This is a genomic window from Paenibacillus sp. FSL R5-0470, from assembly GCF_037975205.1.
GTDB lineage: Bacteria > Bacillota > Bacilli > Paenibacillales > Paenibacillaceae > Paenibacillus_AQ.
In genome coordinates this window covers 2380571-2396860 of record NZ_CP150238.1, presented here as the reverse complement: position 1 = coordinate 2396860, position 16290 = coordinate 2380571, and the positions used below count along the sequence as shown (strand labels likewise).

Genomic DNA, 16290 nt, shown 5'->3' with positions numbered 1-16290 from the left:
TAATTCTCCTTCATACAAATTCATCCTCCGGCACTTTTGTAACTACGAAGCATGTACGTATAGAGCCAAATTCCGAAGGCCGCAAATAACACACAAGGGATAATCGCTATAAAAAAATACGCTTCCCATCGTCCAAGCAGTGTAGATGCAGGAAAGTAAGCAATCATGGAAACCGGAAAAAGAAAAGAACTCACGGCTACGACTGCTTTAGGGAAAATCGTCCCTGGATAGCGTCCAAAAGACTTAATGCTCTCAAACATCTCCGGCAAGCGGGAATTCGCCACCCATTTGAAGGAAATCGCTGCAACAATGAGCGCCACGCCAAACATGACAAGCAGCCCTGCTCCAAACAATAACAGGAACAATAACCAAGAGCTGAAGGTCATCCCATCGATTCCGCTAAGTGCGTAAACGAACATGACTACTCCTCCACCTAAAAGCCCGATACTTTCGAACTCAAAAGATCTGGCCAACAGCAGAAAAAGGCTCGAGGTTGGTTTAATTAATACCACTTCCAGCGTTCCTTCCACTACATGGGACATCGTATTCCACATGATTCCGTTAAAAAAAATCCCGGCACAAGCCGTAGACAAAATGAAAACGGATTGAATTAATAGTGCCTCTTTAAAGGTCCATCCTTCAAATGAAGCATTCGAATTATAGATGAACACCGTTACTAGGGGAAACAATACATTCCCTATGAGCATGATAAGGCTATTAAGAATAAAATTAACGCGATAGGTGATCGCAGAAGCAATATTCGCCTTCATACAAGTTTTGTATATTAGATACATACGTTTCATGCGCCCACCCCCGTAAAATGCTTAAGCGATAACGCATACAGCACCCGGCAGACTATTCCGGCAATAATAACGGCTACAAGCTGCAACAACAAAACTTGGGGAATAGGTAAGGTTATATCAGCTAAAGTATAGCTACCTGTATAGACCATTGCAGGCAGAAAGGTCGTATATTGAAACGGTAAGAAAAAGGAAGCCATCTGTAAGGACTTTGGAAAAAAGACTAATGGAATCAGTGATCCTGAGAATATCCCCTCGCAAAGACTGAAAAAGTTACGAATACTGGAGGATTGCACCATCCAAAAGGCCACCATTCCAATACTATAGTGGATGAAAAAATTCATCATGAACGCCATAGCTATCGATAGCATTGCGTATAGTAAATTTGCGGGTAAAACATCAATATGAAAAATAAACAAGAAGATCATAAAGCAGGGTATAAATTCAAATAGAAGCCCAAGTACCCTATGCCCTGCCTTCTGTGACAATGCATAGAACATATGATTCATTGGTCTTAAAGAGAACGTAATGAATTTCCCTGTGCGAATGAGCATTTGTAAATTCCAATCGGCAAAATCCATGGTCAAGTAGTTGATCAACATCGTGGCGCAAAAATAAGAGAGCATCTGAGAGAGCGACATCCCGTTAATAGAGGATTCCCCGCTATAAACAGCGCTCCATATATAATACTGCACTAAAAAATATACCGGGCCTACAAAAATAGAAACCATCGAATGCGTTCTGTACGCACTCCATTCCTTATAAGTAACAAAAGCAACCGCTCTCATCACGCGAAAGCGGTGCTTTATCTTCTCAAACATAAGTCACATCCTGCCTATCTTTGATATCTCACTACAACTAACCTTTTTCTTATTCGAGTCCAGACCAGATCACATTGTTTGTGCCGAAAATAGCTCTACCGTCCCATATATGGTTATGAAAAGGGATATACCAAACGGCAACCAGCTTTTCTACCGGGTCAATGACCAAAGAACAAGATCCCCATCCTTCGTGAAAAAAAGTGCCTTCAGAATAAGATGTACTTTCATTATATCGAAGGTCTGGCCCAAGACCGTATGGTCTATCCGCTCCTCCATCTCCCCATGCGTAGTTTGGAAGTTTTTCAGAATTGAACCGCTTGGTCATTCTCTGAACAGCCATCCGACTTAAGATATGACCACCTTCGTATTCCCCATGGTTAAGCAGCATAATTCCGAACTTTTGTAGATCATTAACGGTTGAATACATTCCCCCACCCGTTCCGGGAGTCTTGATTTCTTCCTCAGGCCTTTGTTCTTCATCCGTAATTTCCCCGTTTTGCAGCTTCTGAAGATATTCCTTGGCTTCTTGCGAACGAATAGCGATCCTACCAGCTTTCTCAGGCGGAATATCAAAGAAAGTATCTGTCATGCCTAACGGTTTTACAATGTTGTCCATTATGTAATCTTCTGCAAAAACATCTGTTATTTTCTCAATAATTGCACCAAGAACCACGTATCCGAACGAGGAATACATCCATTGAGTCCCTACCGGAAAACGTATACCATAGGAAAGTCCAGCTTTAATCCAATTTTCTTTTCCAAGCTCTGATTCATAAATATACCACCATGCACTTTTATAGTAGGTATCACTTATAGTGCCATGATCAGGTGCGATGCCGGAGGTATGAGTCAGTAAATGAGCAATTGTAATCGGCTTAAAAGGATCGGCATCAAATTCCGGAAGAATAGAACTAACTGGTTGTCCCATAAAAATTTTGCCATCATCTGCCAGCTGCCAGATCGCTGTTGCCGTAAACAGCTTGGTAATAGAAGCGATTCGAAAAATTGTATCCGTTGTTAATTCTTGGTCGCTATCTTCTTCGTAACTGAAGCGTCCCCCCGCTCCATTAGCAAATATTTTTCCATAACGACTAAGAGAATAAATATAGCCATCTGCTACTTTCTTATTACAGAGATCCTCATAAAAATGATTAAGCGCCTCTAATCGGTCCTCCCTGTAATTCGCTTCATTCAGCTTGCTTAGCTCTGTGGATGATAACATTATTCGCACTCCCCCTATCATTCATTAAAAAGAATAGTAATTCTCAAAAATGTAAATTTACACCTAACTCATAATACCTTTTCAATATAATAGTTACAATATGATACTTCATACACTATTAAATTAATTCAGATTATTAATCACATAAATAGCATGTACTAAAATCCTAATAATTGGTAGGTCAATTTTATATTTATTTATTCTTTACATATCTCACTTCCTGTTGGCTGCTGTCATGAATGGAGCAAAAAGCGCTGTTCTACTGAACAGCGCTTTTTACTCCATATGAAATCGACCTTATTATTCTAGTTCGGCGGGCTTAACAATGGTTGTACCTTTGTTATTCTTGGAATACTTAGCTTCGATTTTCGTGTTGTATGTATCCTTTTCTCCATCACTTATCAGCACATAACTCAGATCGACTGTCAGCTTTTCCGTCTGCCAGGTCTTAGTATTGACGAATAATTTCCACGTTACGCTTTTGGGTTGAACTGTCTCACCATCCCAGAGGTTCTCCTGGTCATAGAGTTTGATTATTCCCATAGCTGCTGTCGGATCGGTTACCGTGAACTGCAGGACGGTCTGAGCACCGACAGTGCTGACTTTCATAGATTTTTTATAATTTTTTACCGAATCAAGCATGGAAACAGGATCGTATTGACCTTTAGAATAAAAAGAATCCCACTCCATCTTCTCCAGTCCAATCCAATACTGCGCATCAGGATCGATTGGCTCACCGTCATCGTCGTAACCTTCATCTTCAGATTCATCGATCAGTTCACTTCCGTCTACAAGATAGTAAAACTCCTTGTCATTGGCATATAGACTGTACGATGTTTCTAAAAGACTACTATCAACGGTGCCAGCTGCAGCAAAATTCGGCAGTCGATTAATATCCAGCTTCAGTGTGTTAGTGTTGCTGATACGTACCCCACCGCTCTGAATATCCTGTTTTTTGATCACATCTAAGTGAAAATTCTTTATTGCTTTAGAGGCTGCCGTTACTTTGCTAATCATTTGATCCGCGGTTACTGCTGTTGTGGTAGCGGCAGACACGACTTCAGGATTAGACATCCATCCGATCGTTCCGGACAGCAATAAAGCACCTACTGCCAAACTAGTGCCTATTGTTTTGAAAAAACTGTTCATGTACTTCCCCTTTCGGCCCCTTGCGATAATGTAACGCCGTATAGGTCGAAATAATAAAAGAGCTCAAAATTGACTACATATTCTTAGAGCTATCCTTTATGCTTCATAAGACATCCCTATGGCGGCCTGGCGATCATTTCCTTCTGTAGAAAGGCTTTAGACCCATGGCTTTGTGTCATCATCTTTCGATGATTTTACCTTTAACGCGGACATTCAATTAGTTTTAATTAGCTTACGGACGCATGTCCCACCGCTAATTTTATCATGGTTATAATTACCTGTAAACGACTTATCTTCCATTCGAATTCGCTATGATACTCAGAAGAAATACTACAATCAAAATGAAAAATGAACGATTACATACGCTTATAAGTCTTATTAATGAGAACAGCAAAGACAGGGGGTGCAGCAAAATGAGTGACCGGGAAATTTTCGAGCTCTATAAAGAACAAGTATATTATTTTTGTTACTACTTAATGAAAAATCAGGCAGATGCGGAGGATATTTCCCAAGAGGTATTTGTAAAAGTTATCTTAGCGGATAAGTCGAAGGTAAGAAACTTGAAAGCTTGGATTTTACGAATTGCTTCGAATGAGTGCAACAGTGTGATCAAAAGGCGTAAGACGGGGTGGATGAAAGAAGTACGTAATTATTTACTATCCAGGTCTGAGGAATCAAACCCTGTAGAAAAACGTTTGGATCGACAGGAAACTAAAAAAGAATTACAAGGGTTATACAGTCAGCTTTCCGACAAAATCAGAATGGTAATAGTCCTTCGTTTTATAAACGAATTGACTGTACCCGAGATCTCTAAAGTTATGAGCATACCCGAAGGAACTGTAAAATCCAGACTGAACAAGGGACTTAAAATACTAAATAGAATGGGTGGAACCCAACTAAAGGAGCTGAATAGTAATGAGTCTCTATATTGAAAAAGATAAACATATTCCCCGACCGGATTATGATTTGATGTGGACTGCCATAGAACAAGAAGCATATACACGTCAAAGAAATCTGCATTCCTCCCAGAATACTCCTAGGTCTAATAAAAAGGTTATTCCTATCAGTATTGTCTTCTCTTGCCTCTTACTTGTAGCCATTCCTGTATTCGCTAGTATGACGATTAATTGGGATAAAATTGGTGGTCGAAGTGTGAGCAATGCATTAAATAATGGCATCGGTCAACAGTATAATCTTCAAGCTTCCAGTTCAGGAGTAACAATGAATTTGAACGGTGTTGTAACTGACGGAGAAAAAATGAAAATGCTGTTATCACTTGATACTAAATCTGATCTATCCCAATATACTGGATTTGCTACAGAAGAAAACACTATGACTAGTGAATCCGGTGCCAAGGCAAAGGTATACGGTTATTTAGAATACGATCCTGAAAGCCAGAAACTCATTGGAGTATATGAGACACCTGATACATTAAAGGATGATAAAAAGGACTACAGGTTTGAAGCACGGAATCTCATTTTTTACAGTGATCGGAATATTCCCTTACAATCTAATCATCAAGCAGGAGATACAATTGATACGGGAGTTAAGCAATACCCAAGCATTCAAATCGAATCCGTTCGACAAGTTTCCAATCAAACCATTATCCGTTACAAAGTCGCTGCATCACCAGCTGACTTAGGACGGGGAAACCCACATTTGGTAGTTAGTACTGCTGGTCAAGAGAATGAGGCAATTCCAACCATCATGCCTAACGAAGGATCGGATTTATTTATTGAACAGGTTTTCAATATAACTGAATCAGATTGGAAGGAAGCTAGTCTTCATTTTAGTTACATTGAAGAAGCGAAACGTATTTCAGGTACATGGAAGTTCGATTTTAAAGCAGATGGACAAAAAGCAAGTGAGGCGATTTACACTAAGAAACTGTATAACAGTCCTGAATTTCAAGAAAAGACCGGTATAACCTTAGATCAGCTAGTGGTTACCCCTTTGGATATCCAAATTCTAATAGCTGAAAATGATTCGCTTAAAAAAGGAATTGTCCACTATAATACCGCTCAGTTGGTTATAGGTGATAAAACAATCACTGGGGGTTGGAATTTGAAAGGAGATCATTCCGAAAGCTACCAGCATTTATTTCAATTTGAATCTCCGGAATGGTATAACAACTGGTCCGATGTTCCAATGAAACTTATATTAAAGGATGCTGTCATTGAGAAACGTGATACCAGTAAGAATTGGATCACAATAAACAAACCTAAAGAAGAAAAACAGTTCACTTCACTTGATGTCGATGGATTAGACATTGAATTCACGTACTATACTGAAGGCGAAAATTTGATTGTTGAATCATCATCCAAATCTCCTCACTTCAAAAGCGTTAACCAAACTACGTTACGGATTAATGGCAAAGAAGTGGTGCCTGAAATTACACCTAAGGGCATGATATCTACAGGAACTAATATTGATAGCTACAAAGATATTCCTTTCGACGAAAAAATCGAACTGAACCCTGGTATCTATAAATATAGCGCTCCTAGCCGGAACGAGGAAATTAAACTTTAATACAGGAAGTTAATCTATTGTCCCGCCCTTTTTAGTTAATCCTAAGGGCGGGTTATTTTTTGGATAGAATCAATTCTGTTATGTATCTCTTTTATTTCCTTCATAACAAAAAAAGCATAGAACGGACTCAAGTCCGCCTTATGCTTTCCATTATTAGGATAAACAATATTTAACCAGCGCATCACGCACACCATGCTCATTGTTCGAACCCGTAACAGCATTCGCTGCCGCTTTTACCTCTACAGGAGAATTATCCATCGCCACGCCCATCCCCGCATAGGTAAGCATAGAAATATCATTAAAATAATTACCGATTGAGAGGACTTCTTCTTGCGGAATTCCCAACTTCACAGCGAGATTTCTTAATGCGTTTCCCTTAGAAGATTCGGGATGCATCAAATCAACGAAAAATTCACCACTCCGCAAAATATTGTACTCAGGAGCCCAAGTACGCCATTCACGTTCAGCTTCGTCAAGGATTTCTGGCTGTGTAAATACAGTAAACTTAACAACCGGTTCACGGAAATCTTCCCAGGCTGGTAGCGTCGCTGGCACAATACGGAAGTGCTCATACATATAATTAGCTTCTTTAGTCAGATTCTCTACATTATCAACATACATATCAAAAGCAGTATTCACATCATAATGAATATTGTGCTTACGGCAATAGTCAATATAGGGGTCAAGACCACGTGCATCCATACCATATTGATGCAGCACTTCTCGATCTTCCACTCGTACCGTCGCTGCTCCATTGTGACCAAGCACGTAACCAGTCAGCCCCATTTCCTCCATGAAAGGAATCGAGTTCTGTGGACTTCGTCCCGTACACAATACGATTTGACCGCCAAGACGTGTAACCTCAGCAATAGCTTCCTTATTCTCAGAGCTTAAGTGGTGATCATCATTTAATAGCGTACCGTCCACATCTAGTGCAATCAGTTTGTATCTCATACTCCACCATCCTTGTCTTTCTTTTTCTATATATATTGAACTTGAGGCTTTTTGTGTTAAGTGTCAGTCGCAACTACGGTGAATGTTTGGACTTCCAGCCGCTGTTGTTTCCAGATTTCTTAATTTATACCGTTTAATAGCGGATGAAATCCGGAAACAAAGGCGGTCGCTATCGCTCTTACAGTTCCAAAATTCCCCTCCGTCTCTCCCTTCTCTTATCCCAAGTTTCCAAATTCAATTTATATATCAATTTATATATCATTTTCTCTACTATCCTTCTGACCCATCTGCGCCTAAGAGTGCCAGTTCCTCTAACGTCAGTTCCCGACAAGCTCCCAGCGGCAGACTTTCATCCAGCTTCAATTCTCCCATAGATACACGTTTCAGAAAAGTGACTTTTTTGCCTACCGCCTGAAACATACGCTTCACCTGATGAAATTTCCCCTCAGTGATGATAAGTGAAATATGGGAAATCACTTTGCTGCCGCGCTCTCTTCCAAGAATGGTTAAGTGTGCAGGTAAAGTAACGTAGCCATCTTCCAACTCCACCCCTGCTGCAAAAGCCGCTACATCATCCGCGTCTACATCGCCCTCGATGGTTGCCTCGTACGTTTTCGGGACATGCTTACGTGGCGACAGCAATTCATGGGCAAGCTTCCCATCATTAGTGATCAGCAGCAGTCCCACAGTATCCTTATCTAGCCTTCCTACAGGAAACGGTTCAAACTGTGCATATTCGTGCTTTAAAAGATCCAAAACCGTCCGATCCCGCTTGTCCTCCGTAGCTGACAGGACACCCGGGGGTTTGTTCATCATAAGATATATGAATTCACGGTAGGTAACAACCTCTCCCCCTACCTCTATTTTATCGGCATAAGGATCCACATGGAACCCACTATCTTTTACCACGGTCCCGTTCACCAATATTAAGCCTTGTTTAGCTTGTTTACGGATATCACTGCGCGACCCCACTCCAATATGGGACAACACTTTATCTAATCGTTGTTTTTTGGCGGGCTTACCTGATTGGCTCATTGTTACATCCACCTCCAGCCTGCGGGATATTCGTTCTTGAGTATGCCATCCTGCCACTTACCCCAGCCTGCGCTGTAGCCATCAATGCAGACCAAAACGTATCCCTTTTGGGCACTTCCTATTCTAATAGAGAGACGTTCTTGAGAAATCGACAACGTCTCTCCTTTAAGATAGGAAATAGCTTCATGATTCGTACTGGAGAGTGATACACTTCGGCAGCTTTCTTCCGGATGCAAAGCTGTAGCCATTGGATGCCCTGGAATAAATCTTCCGTTACGGATTTGTCCTACATACCATCCCGGGCGGATCGTCTTTAATCCATTTAGTCTTTCCTTAGGAAGTGGAGAAATGTACAGATGATCACCGAACAGAACCGGATATCCTTGCGGTTCCCAACCAAGCTGATCTCGCACAAAATTTCCATACGCAGTCAAAGCTTGCTCGTCACCTGAAACTTGCCGACCACGGTCAGCGCCACCAGTAGATTTGTGAGAGGGTTTCCCTTCTTTCCCCCGTCTTCCTTCTGATTTATTGGATGATTTAACGTGTGCTGCACTTTTTGGAGTAGTAGTTCTTGCTCTTGCAGATTCGTTTAACTTGACCTCTAAGTGATCACGTTCCTCCATTGAGCGCTTAGTTCCCCCATGTTGCAATACAGCCATGAAATGTCCTTCGCCTTTCACCTTATGCGGCCACAGTCTTGCTGTACCTGAGAGTTCTCCGAAGCCAGGAGCGAATGAGCCTGTACCTCCTACTGCTACCACTGAGAACTGTGGATGTTCAGAAATAAACTCCGCTATAATTTCCTCATTTTCTTCTGTAGCAAAGGTACAGGTGGAATAGACAAGTGTACCTCCCGGTGCCAATGCTGTTGCAGCAGAACGTAAAATATCCCGCTGCATGGAAGCATATTTGGCAGGTGTACCTGAATCCCACTGCCTCACCATGTCTTCATCTTTACGGAACATCCCTTCACCAGAGCAGGGAGCATCAATCAAGATCTTGTCAAAAAAAAGCGGGAATGCAGCCGCGATATGATCTGGACTTTCGTTCAGTACAATACCATTACGAACCCCATACAGCTCCAGATTTTTAGCTAGAGCTTTAGTCCGTTCTGGATGAAGATCATTACTAACCAGCAATCCTTTACCTAACAGCTTGGCTGAAATCTGTGTAGATTTCCCCCCAGGGGCGGCACATAAATCAAGTACACGATCACCTGGTTCAATATTAAGCAATTCCACAGGTGCCATCGCACTCGGCTCTTGAATGTAATACAAACCTGCGTGGTAGTGAGGATGTTTACCAGGTCTAGCCCCATTCTCTGTATAAAATCCTGTCGGACACCAAGGAATGGGTTCCAGTCCTAAAGTAGAAAGAGCCTTTAAGCTCTCCACGGAAATCTTCAAGGTGTTAACACGGACGCCTCCGTATGGGGTTTCCTTATAAGAATCCGCAAATTGATTATAATCTGTTCCCAGCATGTCCATCATACGCTCGCTGAAAGAACTGGGCAATTGTGCCGCCATGATGCCGTCCTCCTGATAGTATTGCAAAAATTTAGGTGTTTAAAGATTCAAGGAACACCCCTACGGGTGTCCCTTATACAATACTCATATATAGAGGATCTTTTACTTACGATGAAAGGATGTCGGTCTCTGAGGACCACGTCGTTGAGGGTTATTCGGTGTGATAGCTACAGCTGCATTCTCCACTTGGTCCGCTAGACTCGGATCAACAATCTCTATGGTCAGATCGTAATAAGAAAATGACCGCTCATCATATGATGCTAAGCGCCGAACATAATCTTTCACTTCCTCCACGAGTTTCGCCAGATTAATGCCGAGTGTCGCTGCTGGATATTCTTCCAGTTTGGCAGAAGCACCACTCAGCATAATAGCTGCACCGCGCACATTCTGATTGCGAAAATGGTATAACCCTACCGCTACTTGGAGAAGTGCTTTGTACAAAGGATCTCGTTCCTGGGCAAGCCACAGTTCTTCGAGTACCTCGTGACATTCGAAATAATCCCTGTCACGATTAAAGTACACTAGGTATTCCAAGTACAATGGTTCATAAGCCATCCGGCAAACTATCCTTTTTAGCTGCGGAAAGGAGTCCCCGCACATGATCTAGAAGTTCCTTCATCGCTTCCATATCCTGAACCTGCCATATTTCGTTAAAGCGAGCCTGCGTATCTATAGCCTCATTCACCAAGTGATAGAAATACAATTGATGAATGGCCTTGAGAATCTGAGTGGTCATATTCGAGTTTTCCTCGAATGTCTTCTGTGCTTCCAGAATCTCTTCCCGAATACTGGACATTTCACTGTCGAGGATCGATGCTGCTTCAGCTGCCGTCTTTAGTCGAACACGCATTTCATCGGGTAGACTCTCCCGATATTTATAGTTCAGGGAATGCTCTATGGTAGCCCAGAAATTCATAGCTAGCGTACGAATTTGGATCTCCGCGAGCACAATTTTCTGGCCAAGCGCTGTTTGCACAGGATATTTAATAATCATATGGAAGCTGCGGTAGCCGCTCTCTTTATAATTAGTGATGTAATCCTTCTCATAGAGTACTTCAAGATCCTTACGGGCCCGGATATATTCGGCCACTCTGCGGATATCCTCCACGAATTGGCACATGATCCGAATTCCTGCAATGTCTTCAATCCCCGTCTCCAGATCTTCCATCTTCACATTCAGCCGTTTAGCCTTTTCCAGAATGCTTGACAGCCGCTTTACACGCCCCGTTACGAATTCTATCGGCGTGTATTCCTCTCTTTTCTTCAACTCCGAACGCATTGTTTTGAATTTAACTTTCAATTCTTCCACAGTCTGTTCATATGGAAGCAAAAAAGTTCCCCAGTCCCTGCCGTCCATCGCCTTCGTCCTCCTGTCCTTTCGTCTCCTTCAGTGATGATCAGCGCCCACTGCTTCAGAGATATGACTGAATCCATCCCGCCGTAATAGCTGCCGTAATCCGGCATGCAATTTGCGGTTAACCTCCGGTCCTTCGTAGATGAGAGCTGTATAAATTTCGACCAGACTCGCACCTGCTCTTATCTTGTCATACGCATCCTGACTGGTGAAAATGCCGCCTGATCCTATGATCGGCATCTTCCCTTCCGTCTGGCGATAAATACTGCGAATGATCTCCGTTGAGCGGTCCCGCAGCGGTTTGCCGCTTAAGCCCCCCGTCTCATTAGCCTTTTCATGACTAAGTCCATCACGGTTCAATGTAGTATTCGTAGCAATAATACCATCCATACCAGCTTCTGTCAGTGTCTGAACCATATACTCCAGCTCTTCATCAGTTACGTCTGGTGCTATCTTAACCAACAAGCTTTTGGTAATCCCGGTCGCTTTACGCTGAATCTCCATTTCTTCCTTCACTTGAGCCAGCAGGAACGATAATTCACTGCCATGCTGGAGATTGCGAAGACCAGGTGTATTCGGCGAGCTGATATTGACCACAAAAAAATCACCGTACGGATAAAGCGTACGGATGCACTGACGATAGTCTTCATGAGCCGCTTCATTACTAGTTATCTTATTCCGGCCAATATTAACTGCTATAGGAATTCTCCGATTCTTTAATTTCTTCAGACGCTGTGCCATAGCATCAGCCCCTTCATTATTGAAGCCCATTCGATTAATCAGCGCTTCATCCGAAGGAAGACGGAACAAACGAGGGCTATCATTACCTGGTTGACCCTTAGGGGTAACCGTGCCCACTTCCATAAATCCAAACCCGATCGAAGAGAATCCGACTACCGCATCGGCATTTTTATCTAAACCTGCAGCAAGTCCAACTGGCGTCGGGAAATGCGTGCCAAACAGATCAACCGCTAAATCCGCCGTTTCAGGAACTCCGTACATTAAACGTAGCGCCGCGCTTCCACCTGGCACTGATGACGATTTATCCAATCCACCTATGACGAGATGGTGAGCCTTCTCGGGATCAATCTTGAAAAAAATTGGTTTACCAAAATTACGATACAACACCGTTCTCGCTCCTTAAGGGGTACTTCACTAATCCACGTGTCTACCCGTTTCTGTAGGTTTCTTCTTAATTTTAGCCTTTTCTTGAACAAAAGAAAAGTATTTTACAGTGTGAGTACGTTGAGTACATAACGCAGAGTATAGTAATTTTGTTGTAAACGCATTACAATATAGGTGTAATCAGCGATTAAGAGAGAAAGAAGGTATGCCCAATATGTCTACTAAACGTAAACCACCAACTTTGCAGCAAAAGAAAGAAGAAGTTAACCGTAAAGCGCTAATGTGGATTGGCGTCAGTTTAACTTTACTAATTCTTCTAATCATCGTTCTGTTTATCGTTGCAGGAAACTAATTCAGCCAGTGGTATACTTTGTGGGGGTTGGTCTGATCATGCTTAGCAGTAGAGCTGAAGCGTTTAGCCGGCACAAGCTGCTTTTCAGGCAGAACCCCTTTACTAATCACTACTGTTGTACCTTTAGGAATCAGCGCGAAGAGCTCCTCCACATCTTCTCGGCCCATTCGAATACATCCAAGGGATTCATCCTTACCAACACTGTCAGGCTCATTCGTGCCATGAATAGCATAATTACTGTCCGAAAGCTGAAGCCCCCTGCTACCGAAATCCCCATCATCTCGACCATTTGGATTGACGACTTTATCTGTAATCACGAAATTCCCCTCTGGTGTCTTATCTCCGCCAAGTCCTACCGCATAATTCCGTAGAATAATAGAACCGCTGACTACCGCCAACCGGTGATTTTGTTTATCCACAACGACCCTCAGCGGCTGATCAAAAAAAGGAACGTCTCTCGCAACACTTCCACTCACACTTAATGCTGTCGGTATAGTCCTCACACCATCGTTAGATGAGCTTGAAGGCTCCGCTATGTCTTCTGTTCCCGGTGCCATCTTGTTCTTAGCAACCGCTTTAAGAGGGCTGAATTCCCGCTTCATGACGGTTGTCGTCCCACCTATCCAGTTCTCAGGAAAAGATCCCGTCAAATCCGCTAATGTATCTGGAAGCTTCCCTTTAGCATCTTGATAAGCCCGGATTGCACTCCATAGTGTGGCAAGCTCCTCTTGGTCACCCTGCCATTCTGCTCCATCCTTGGCGAGTTGCCCTTGCTCTGGCGGCTCACATGCACATGCCTTAGGATCGTAAGACTGATATACCATCCGTCCCTTTCCATTCTTTTGAAGTGTGAAATTTAGCGGAAGCTTCTCTTTCCAGAGCAGCCATTTTCCCTCTCGCTCCATCCCTAACACAGCAGCTTCAAAAGGTTCTTTACGCATTAGCATTTTCGCCATTAACTTTCCTTGCGAAGCCTCAGTTCCATTTTCTTGCGCTGTATACATCACTTTTTCCGCCTCAATAACCGGCTCTTGGACGGAGTCTTTTGGATCTGGTAGATCTTTGACTTCTGGAGCTGCCGTGTCTTGAAGGACTTCTTGTTCTTCAGTAACACCAATACCCGGAGCCACTGCTGAAGGTACCATTAACAGTATAAGAAGCATTAGCGCCAGTGATATGTATCTCAATCTTTGTTGGCCGCGCTCACGCTGGCGACTCGCTTGCAGCAATCCATCTTCGTATTCGCGCAGCATTTCAGCAGGTACCTTACTATGCTCGAAAGCCTCATACACTTCACCAGCCTGATTGAAGCAATAATTAGCTTTTCCATGTTGACCGTTCTTATAGTATTCCTTCCCCAGCAAGTACCATGCCATTTTGTTATCTGGGTGCATCTGTACATATGCTTTGAGGTGCTGTGAGTTCTTCATCGGAACCTCCGAGAGTTTATAATTCCTACTTTATTAATATCGGTCAGACACAGCAAAAAAGACATCCCTAGCCGAACAAAATGTTCGCAGAAGATGTCTTTATCTGGTGTCGCACGTTACTCTTTATCGAGTAATTAACCTTCTTTGTTAAAAGGTTCGTCCGCAATTTTAATGGAGTCGGTTGGGCAACCATCACAGGAATCTTGGAGATCATCAAACAAATCGTCCGGAATCGCTGTCACACCGCAGTTTCTGTCATTTTCGTAAATAACTTCTGCCAAACCTTCATCATCGTAATCAAAAATATCAGGAGCCGTTGCGCCACATGCACCACAAGCGATACAAGTGTCTTTTTCGACCCAAGTGTACTTAGCCATTTTTTTCTCTGCCTCCCGTTAAGCAATGCTGCGCTGTTGAACCAGCGTCTTATTTTTCTCATATTAATATAAAAAGAATACAATTTCAATTGATTTTCAATACGTTTGCATTTCTGACGCATTCTATAGTATCAATTTCGACACGTTTTATCAATCTTTATCTGACTCAACAGACAACAGATTATCCTTTTGCAGTGAGGTGCCTCGCTCCTTATGATTACGGAGCCTTGCAGAATGGGTGTCACTTAACATTCCAGCGGTCAAAACTGCATTTTCACCAAACTTATTGCGAAGCATATCCATAGCCTTGGTCAGTGACTCTTTCTTAGGCTGCTGTTCGTAATCGAACAAATCCAGCTGAATTGCAGAATCCTCTTTAGCGATCAAACCTTGCAAGGTCACACCAAGCAGTCGAACGGGCTTCTCACCATTCCAATGTCGAACATAAAGATCACAGACAGACTTGTAGATATCTTCTCCACTCTCTGAAGGCGCCTCAAGCTGTCGCGAACGAGTAATGGTCTTCATATCCGGTGTCCGAATGGTAAGCTGCACACCTGAAGCCACAAGCCCTTGCTTTCGCAAGCGCCGCGCTACCTGATCACTTAGATTCAGCAAAATGGGGCGTACCTCAGCAAGGCCAATAACATCCCGCGGCAGTGTAGTGGTGTGTCCGATCGACTTACTTTGCTCTCGCTCAGGATTTACTATCCCATGATCGATGCCGTTCCCTGCACGCTTTAGCCAGGAGCCCATTACTCCAAAATTTTCAACCAGCATTTTCTCATCAGACGCCGCTAATTGACCAATGCTGTAAATTCCCAACTTACGGAGCTTCTCTGCCGTTTTTCCACCGATACCGAACATTTCATTACATGGCTTATCCCATAAAATCTTAGGTACATCCCGCAGCCGCAGCACCGAAATACCATTTGGCTTTTTTAAATCCGAAGCCATCTTCGCCAGGAGCTTATTTGGAGCAATACCAATGGAGCATGGCAAGCCCAATTCTTCCATTATACGGCGCTGAATAGTTTCCGCAATTTCCATAGGCGTACCGAATTGCCTGGAGCCAGTTATATCTAAGTAACATTCATCTATCGACACTGCTTCCAGTAATGGTGTATAGCTATAAGCAATCTGCATAAACGCATTAGAATATTTGCGGTATAAATGGAAGTCCGGCTTAATAACGATAAGCGATGGACAAATACGTAGCGCCTTCTGAACCTGCATACCCGTCGAGATCCCCAATCTGCGGGCGACATACGAACAAGTAACAATAATCCCTTTCCGTAATTCAACGCTACCCGCAACCGCAGTAGCCTTACCTCTGAATTGGTCAGGATCCTCTGCCTCATGTACCGAGCAATAAAAAGCATTCATATCCACATGCAGGATAACCCTGCCAGTCGTTGGATAGTACTGATCAACATTCTGCACAATATCTACCTTCTTATCCTCAGGGTCTCTATTGTCCAATTTAGAATACCTCTCCGCTGCGGTTAGGTCAACTTAAGAGGCTGTAAAGTTCTTTGTTACATTCCCGCGTAAAAATGCTATAATGTATAAATTCATTTCCCTTGCCAATGCTTCCGATGTGAGTTTTGCAC

Annotated in this window: 16 protein-coding genes and 1 riboswitch; of the genes, 3 read left to right on the top strand and 13 right to left on the bottom strand. The window is 42.9% G+C overall.

Translation table 11 applies throughout. The annotated features are described in order from the left end of the window. Positions 1–20: 20 nt before the first annotated feature. The 4 genes from MKY99_RS10260 to MKY99_RS10245 form a co-directional block, all read right to left on the bottom strand. Entirely contained in the window at positions 21–803 is a 783-nt protein-coding gene (locus MKY99_RS10260; protein ID WP_339270278.1) for an ABC-2 family transporter protein, read from the bottom strand. Further along, a complete protein-coding gene (locus MKY99_RS10255) occupies positions 800–1621 on the bottom strand; it encodes an ABC-2 family transporter protein (protein ID WP_339270276.1) in 822 nt (273 codons plus the stop codon). Before MKY99_RS10255 ends, MKY99_RS10260 begins: the two co-directional genes overlap by 4 nt. A 49-nt stretch (positions 1622–1670) precedes the next feature. Beyond that, complete coding sequence (locus tag MKY99_RS10250; RefSeq protein ID WP_339270275.1) at positions 1671–2843, bottom strand: serine hydrolase domain-containing protein; 1173 nt, start codon at positions 2841–2843, stop codon at positions 1671–1673. 300 nt (positions 2844–3143) lie between these two features. Further along, positions 3144–3992 (bottom strand): DUF6612 family protein, encoded by an 849-nt coding sequence (locus tag MKY99_RS10245; protein ID WP_339270273.1) that lies wholly within the window; start codon positions 3990–3992, stop codon positions 3144–3146. 117 nt (positions 3993–4109) lie between these two features. Beyond that, positions 4110–4201, bottom strand: a riboswitch (cyclic di-GMP riboswitch). A gap of 204 nt (positions 4202–4405) precedes the next feature. Between MKY99_RS10245 and MKY99_RS10240 the strand changes: the two genes are divergently transcribed. Beyond that, the gene (locus tag MKY99_RS10240) at positions 4406–4924 is read left to right on the top strand and encodes an RNA polymerase sigma factor (RefSeq protein WP_339270271.1); all 519 of its coding nucleotides are present in this window, start codon (positions 4406–4408) and stop codon (positions 4922–4924) included. Continuing rightward, positions 4908–6521 carry a DUF4179 domain-containing protein gene (locus MKY99_RS10235; RefSeq protein WP_339270270.1) on the top strand — a complete coding sequence of 538 codons (1614 nt, stop codon included), beginning with the start codon at positions 4908–4910 and terminating at the stop codon, positions 6519–6521. The genes MKY99_RS10240 and MKY99_RS10235 overlap by 17 nt, the downstream gene beginning before the upstream one ends. A gap of 153 nt (positions 6522–6674) precedes the next feature. Here MKY99_RS10235 and MKY99_RS10230 read toward each other — a convergent pair whose 3' ends face one another. The 6 genes from MKY99_RS10230 to MKY99_RS10205 form a co-directional block, all read right to left on the bottom strand. Beyond that, positions 6675–7475, bottom strand: coding sequence for a Cof-type HAD-IIB family hydrolase (locus MKY99_RS10230; protein ID WP_042186870.1), 801 nt, complete (start codon positions 7473–7475; stop codon positions 6675–6677). A 270-nt stretch (positions 7476–7745) separates the two neighbouring features. Continuing rightward, positions 7746–8510, bottom strand: a complete 765-nt coding sequence (locus MKY99_RS10225; RefSeq protein ID WP_339270268.1) for a pseudouridine synthase — start codon at positions 8508–8510, stop codon at positions 7746–7748. A gap of 2 nt (positions 8511–8512) precedes the next feature. Continuing rightward, a complete protein-coding gene (locus MKY99_RS10220) occupies positions 8513–10039 on the bottom strand; it encodes an RsmB/NOP family class I SAM-dependent RNA methyltransferase (RefSeq protein ID WP_339270266.1) in 1527 nt (508 codons plus the stop codon). A gap of 102 nt (positions 10040–10141) precedes the next feature. Beyond that, a complete protein-coding gene (locus tag MKY99_RS10215) occupies positions 10142–10594 on the bottom strand; it encodes a DUF309 domain-containing protein (protein WP_339270265.1) in 453 nt (150 codons plus the stop codon). Next, positions 10584–11396 (bottom strand): GTP pyrophosphokinase family protein, encoded by an 813-nt coding sequence (locus MKY99_RS10210; protein ID WP_042126350.1) that lies wholly within the window; start codon positions 11394–11396, stop codon positions 10584–10586. Before MKY99_RS10210 ends, MKY99_RS10215 begins: the two co-directional genes overlap by 11 nt. A gap of 30 nt (positions 11397–11426) precedes the next feature. Then, positions 11427–12521: a quinone-dependent dihydroorotate dehydrogenase gene (locus MKY99_RS10205; RefSeq protein WP_042186861.1), complete on the bottom strand. Its 1095-nt coding sequence runs from the start codon at positions 12519–12521 to the stop codon at positions 11427–11429. Positions 12522–12732: 211 nt separating this feature from the next. Between MKY99_RS10205 and MKY99_RS10200 the strand changes: the two genes are divergently transcribed. After that, entirely contained in the window at positions 12733–12870 is a 138-nt protein-coding gene (locus MKY99_RS10200; protein WP_167348489.1) for a hypothetical protein, read from the top strand. On the opposite strand, the gene MKY99_RS10195 is transcribed toward MKY99_RS10200, so the two are convergent. The 3 genes from MKY99_RS10195 to MKY99_RS10185 all read right to left on the bottom strand — a co-directional run bounded on the left by MKY99_RS10195 (position 12867) and on the right by MKY99_RS10185 (position 16120). Next, complete coding sequence (locus tag MKY99_RS10195) at positions 12867–14300, bottom strand: L,D-transpeptidase (protein WP_339270262.1); 1434 nt, start codon at positions 14298–14300, stop codon at positions 12867–12869. The two genes, MKY99_RS10200 and MKY99_RS10195, sit on opposite strands and share 4 nt — an antisense overlap. Before the next feature lie 134 nt (positions 14301–14434). Further along, positions 14435–14677: a ferredoxin gene (locus tag MKY99_RS10190; RefSeq protein WP_042186857.1), complete on the bottom strand. Its 243-nt coding sequence runs from the start codon at positions 14675–14677 to the stop codon at positions 14435–14437. A gap of 150 nt (positions 14678–14827) precedes the next feature. Further along, complete coding sequence (locus tag MKY99_RS10185) at positions 14828–16120, bottom strand: DNA polymerase IV (RefSeq protein ID WP_339271587.1); 1293 nt, start codon at positions 16118–16120, stop codon at positions 14828–14830. Between the last annotated feature and the right edge of the window lie 170 nt (positions 16121–16290).

Excerpts from the sequence above, each read along its gene's own strand:
- MKY99_RS10200 (WP_167348489.1), top strand. The coding sequence starts at position 12,733 with ATGTCTACTAAACGTAAACCACCAACTTTGCAGCAAAAGAAAGAAGAA.
- MKY99_RS10195 (WP_339270262.1), bottom strand. The coding sequence starts at position 14,300 with ATGAAGAACTCACAGCACCTCAAAGCATATGTACAGATGCACCCAGAT.
- MKY99_RS10240 (WP_339270271.1), top strand. The coding sequence starts at position 4,406 with ATGAGTGACCGGGAAATTTTCGAGCTCTATAAAGAACAAGTATATTAT.
- MKY99_RS10255 (WP_339270276.1), bottom strand. The coding sequence starts at position 1,621 with ATGTTTGAGAAGATAAAGCACCGCTTTCGCGTGATGAGAGCGGTTGCT.
- MKY99_RS10210 (WP_042126350.1), bottom strand. The coding sequence starts at position 11,396 with ATGGACGGCAGGGACTGGGGAACTTTTTTGCTTCCATATGAACAGACT.
- MKY99_RS10225 (WP_339270268.1), bottom strand. The coding sequence starts at position 8,510 with ATGAGCCAATCAGGTAAGCCCGCCAAAAAACAACGATTAGATAAAGTG.
- MKY99_RS10215 (WP_339270265.1), bottom strand. The coding sequence starts at position 10,594 with ATGGCTTATGAACCATTGTACTTGGAATACCTAGTGTACTTTAATCGT.
- MKY99_RS10235 (WP_339270270.1), top strand. The coding sequence starts at position 4,908 with ATGAGTCTCTATATTGAAAAAGATAAACATATTCCCCGACCGGATTAT.
- MKY99_RS10250 (WP_339270275.1), bottom strand. The coding sequence starts at position 2,843 with ATGTTATCATCCACAGAGCTAAGCAAGCTGAATGAAGCGAATTACAGG.
- MKY99_RS10220 (WP_339270266.1), bottom strand. The coding sequence starts at position 10,039 with ATGGCGGCACAATTGCCCAGTTCTTTCAGCGAGCGTATGATGGACATG.
- MKY99_RS10245 (WP_339270273.1), bottom strand. The coding sequence starts at position 3,992 with ATGAACAGTTTTTTCAAAACAATAGGCACTAGTTTGGCAGTAGGTGCT.
- MKY99_RS10260 (WP_339270278.1), bottom strand. The coding sequence starts at position 803 with ATGAAACGTATGTATCTAATATACAAAACTTGTATGAAGGCGAATATT.
- MKY99_RS10230 (WP_042186870.1), bottom strand. The coding sequence starts at position 7,475 with ATGAGATACAAACTGATTGCACTAGATGTGGACGGTACGCTATTAAAT.
- MKY99_RS10190 (WP_042186857.1), bottom strand. The coding sequence starts at position 14,677 with ATGGCTAAGTACACTTGGGTCGAAAAAGACACTTGTATCGCTTGTGGT.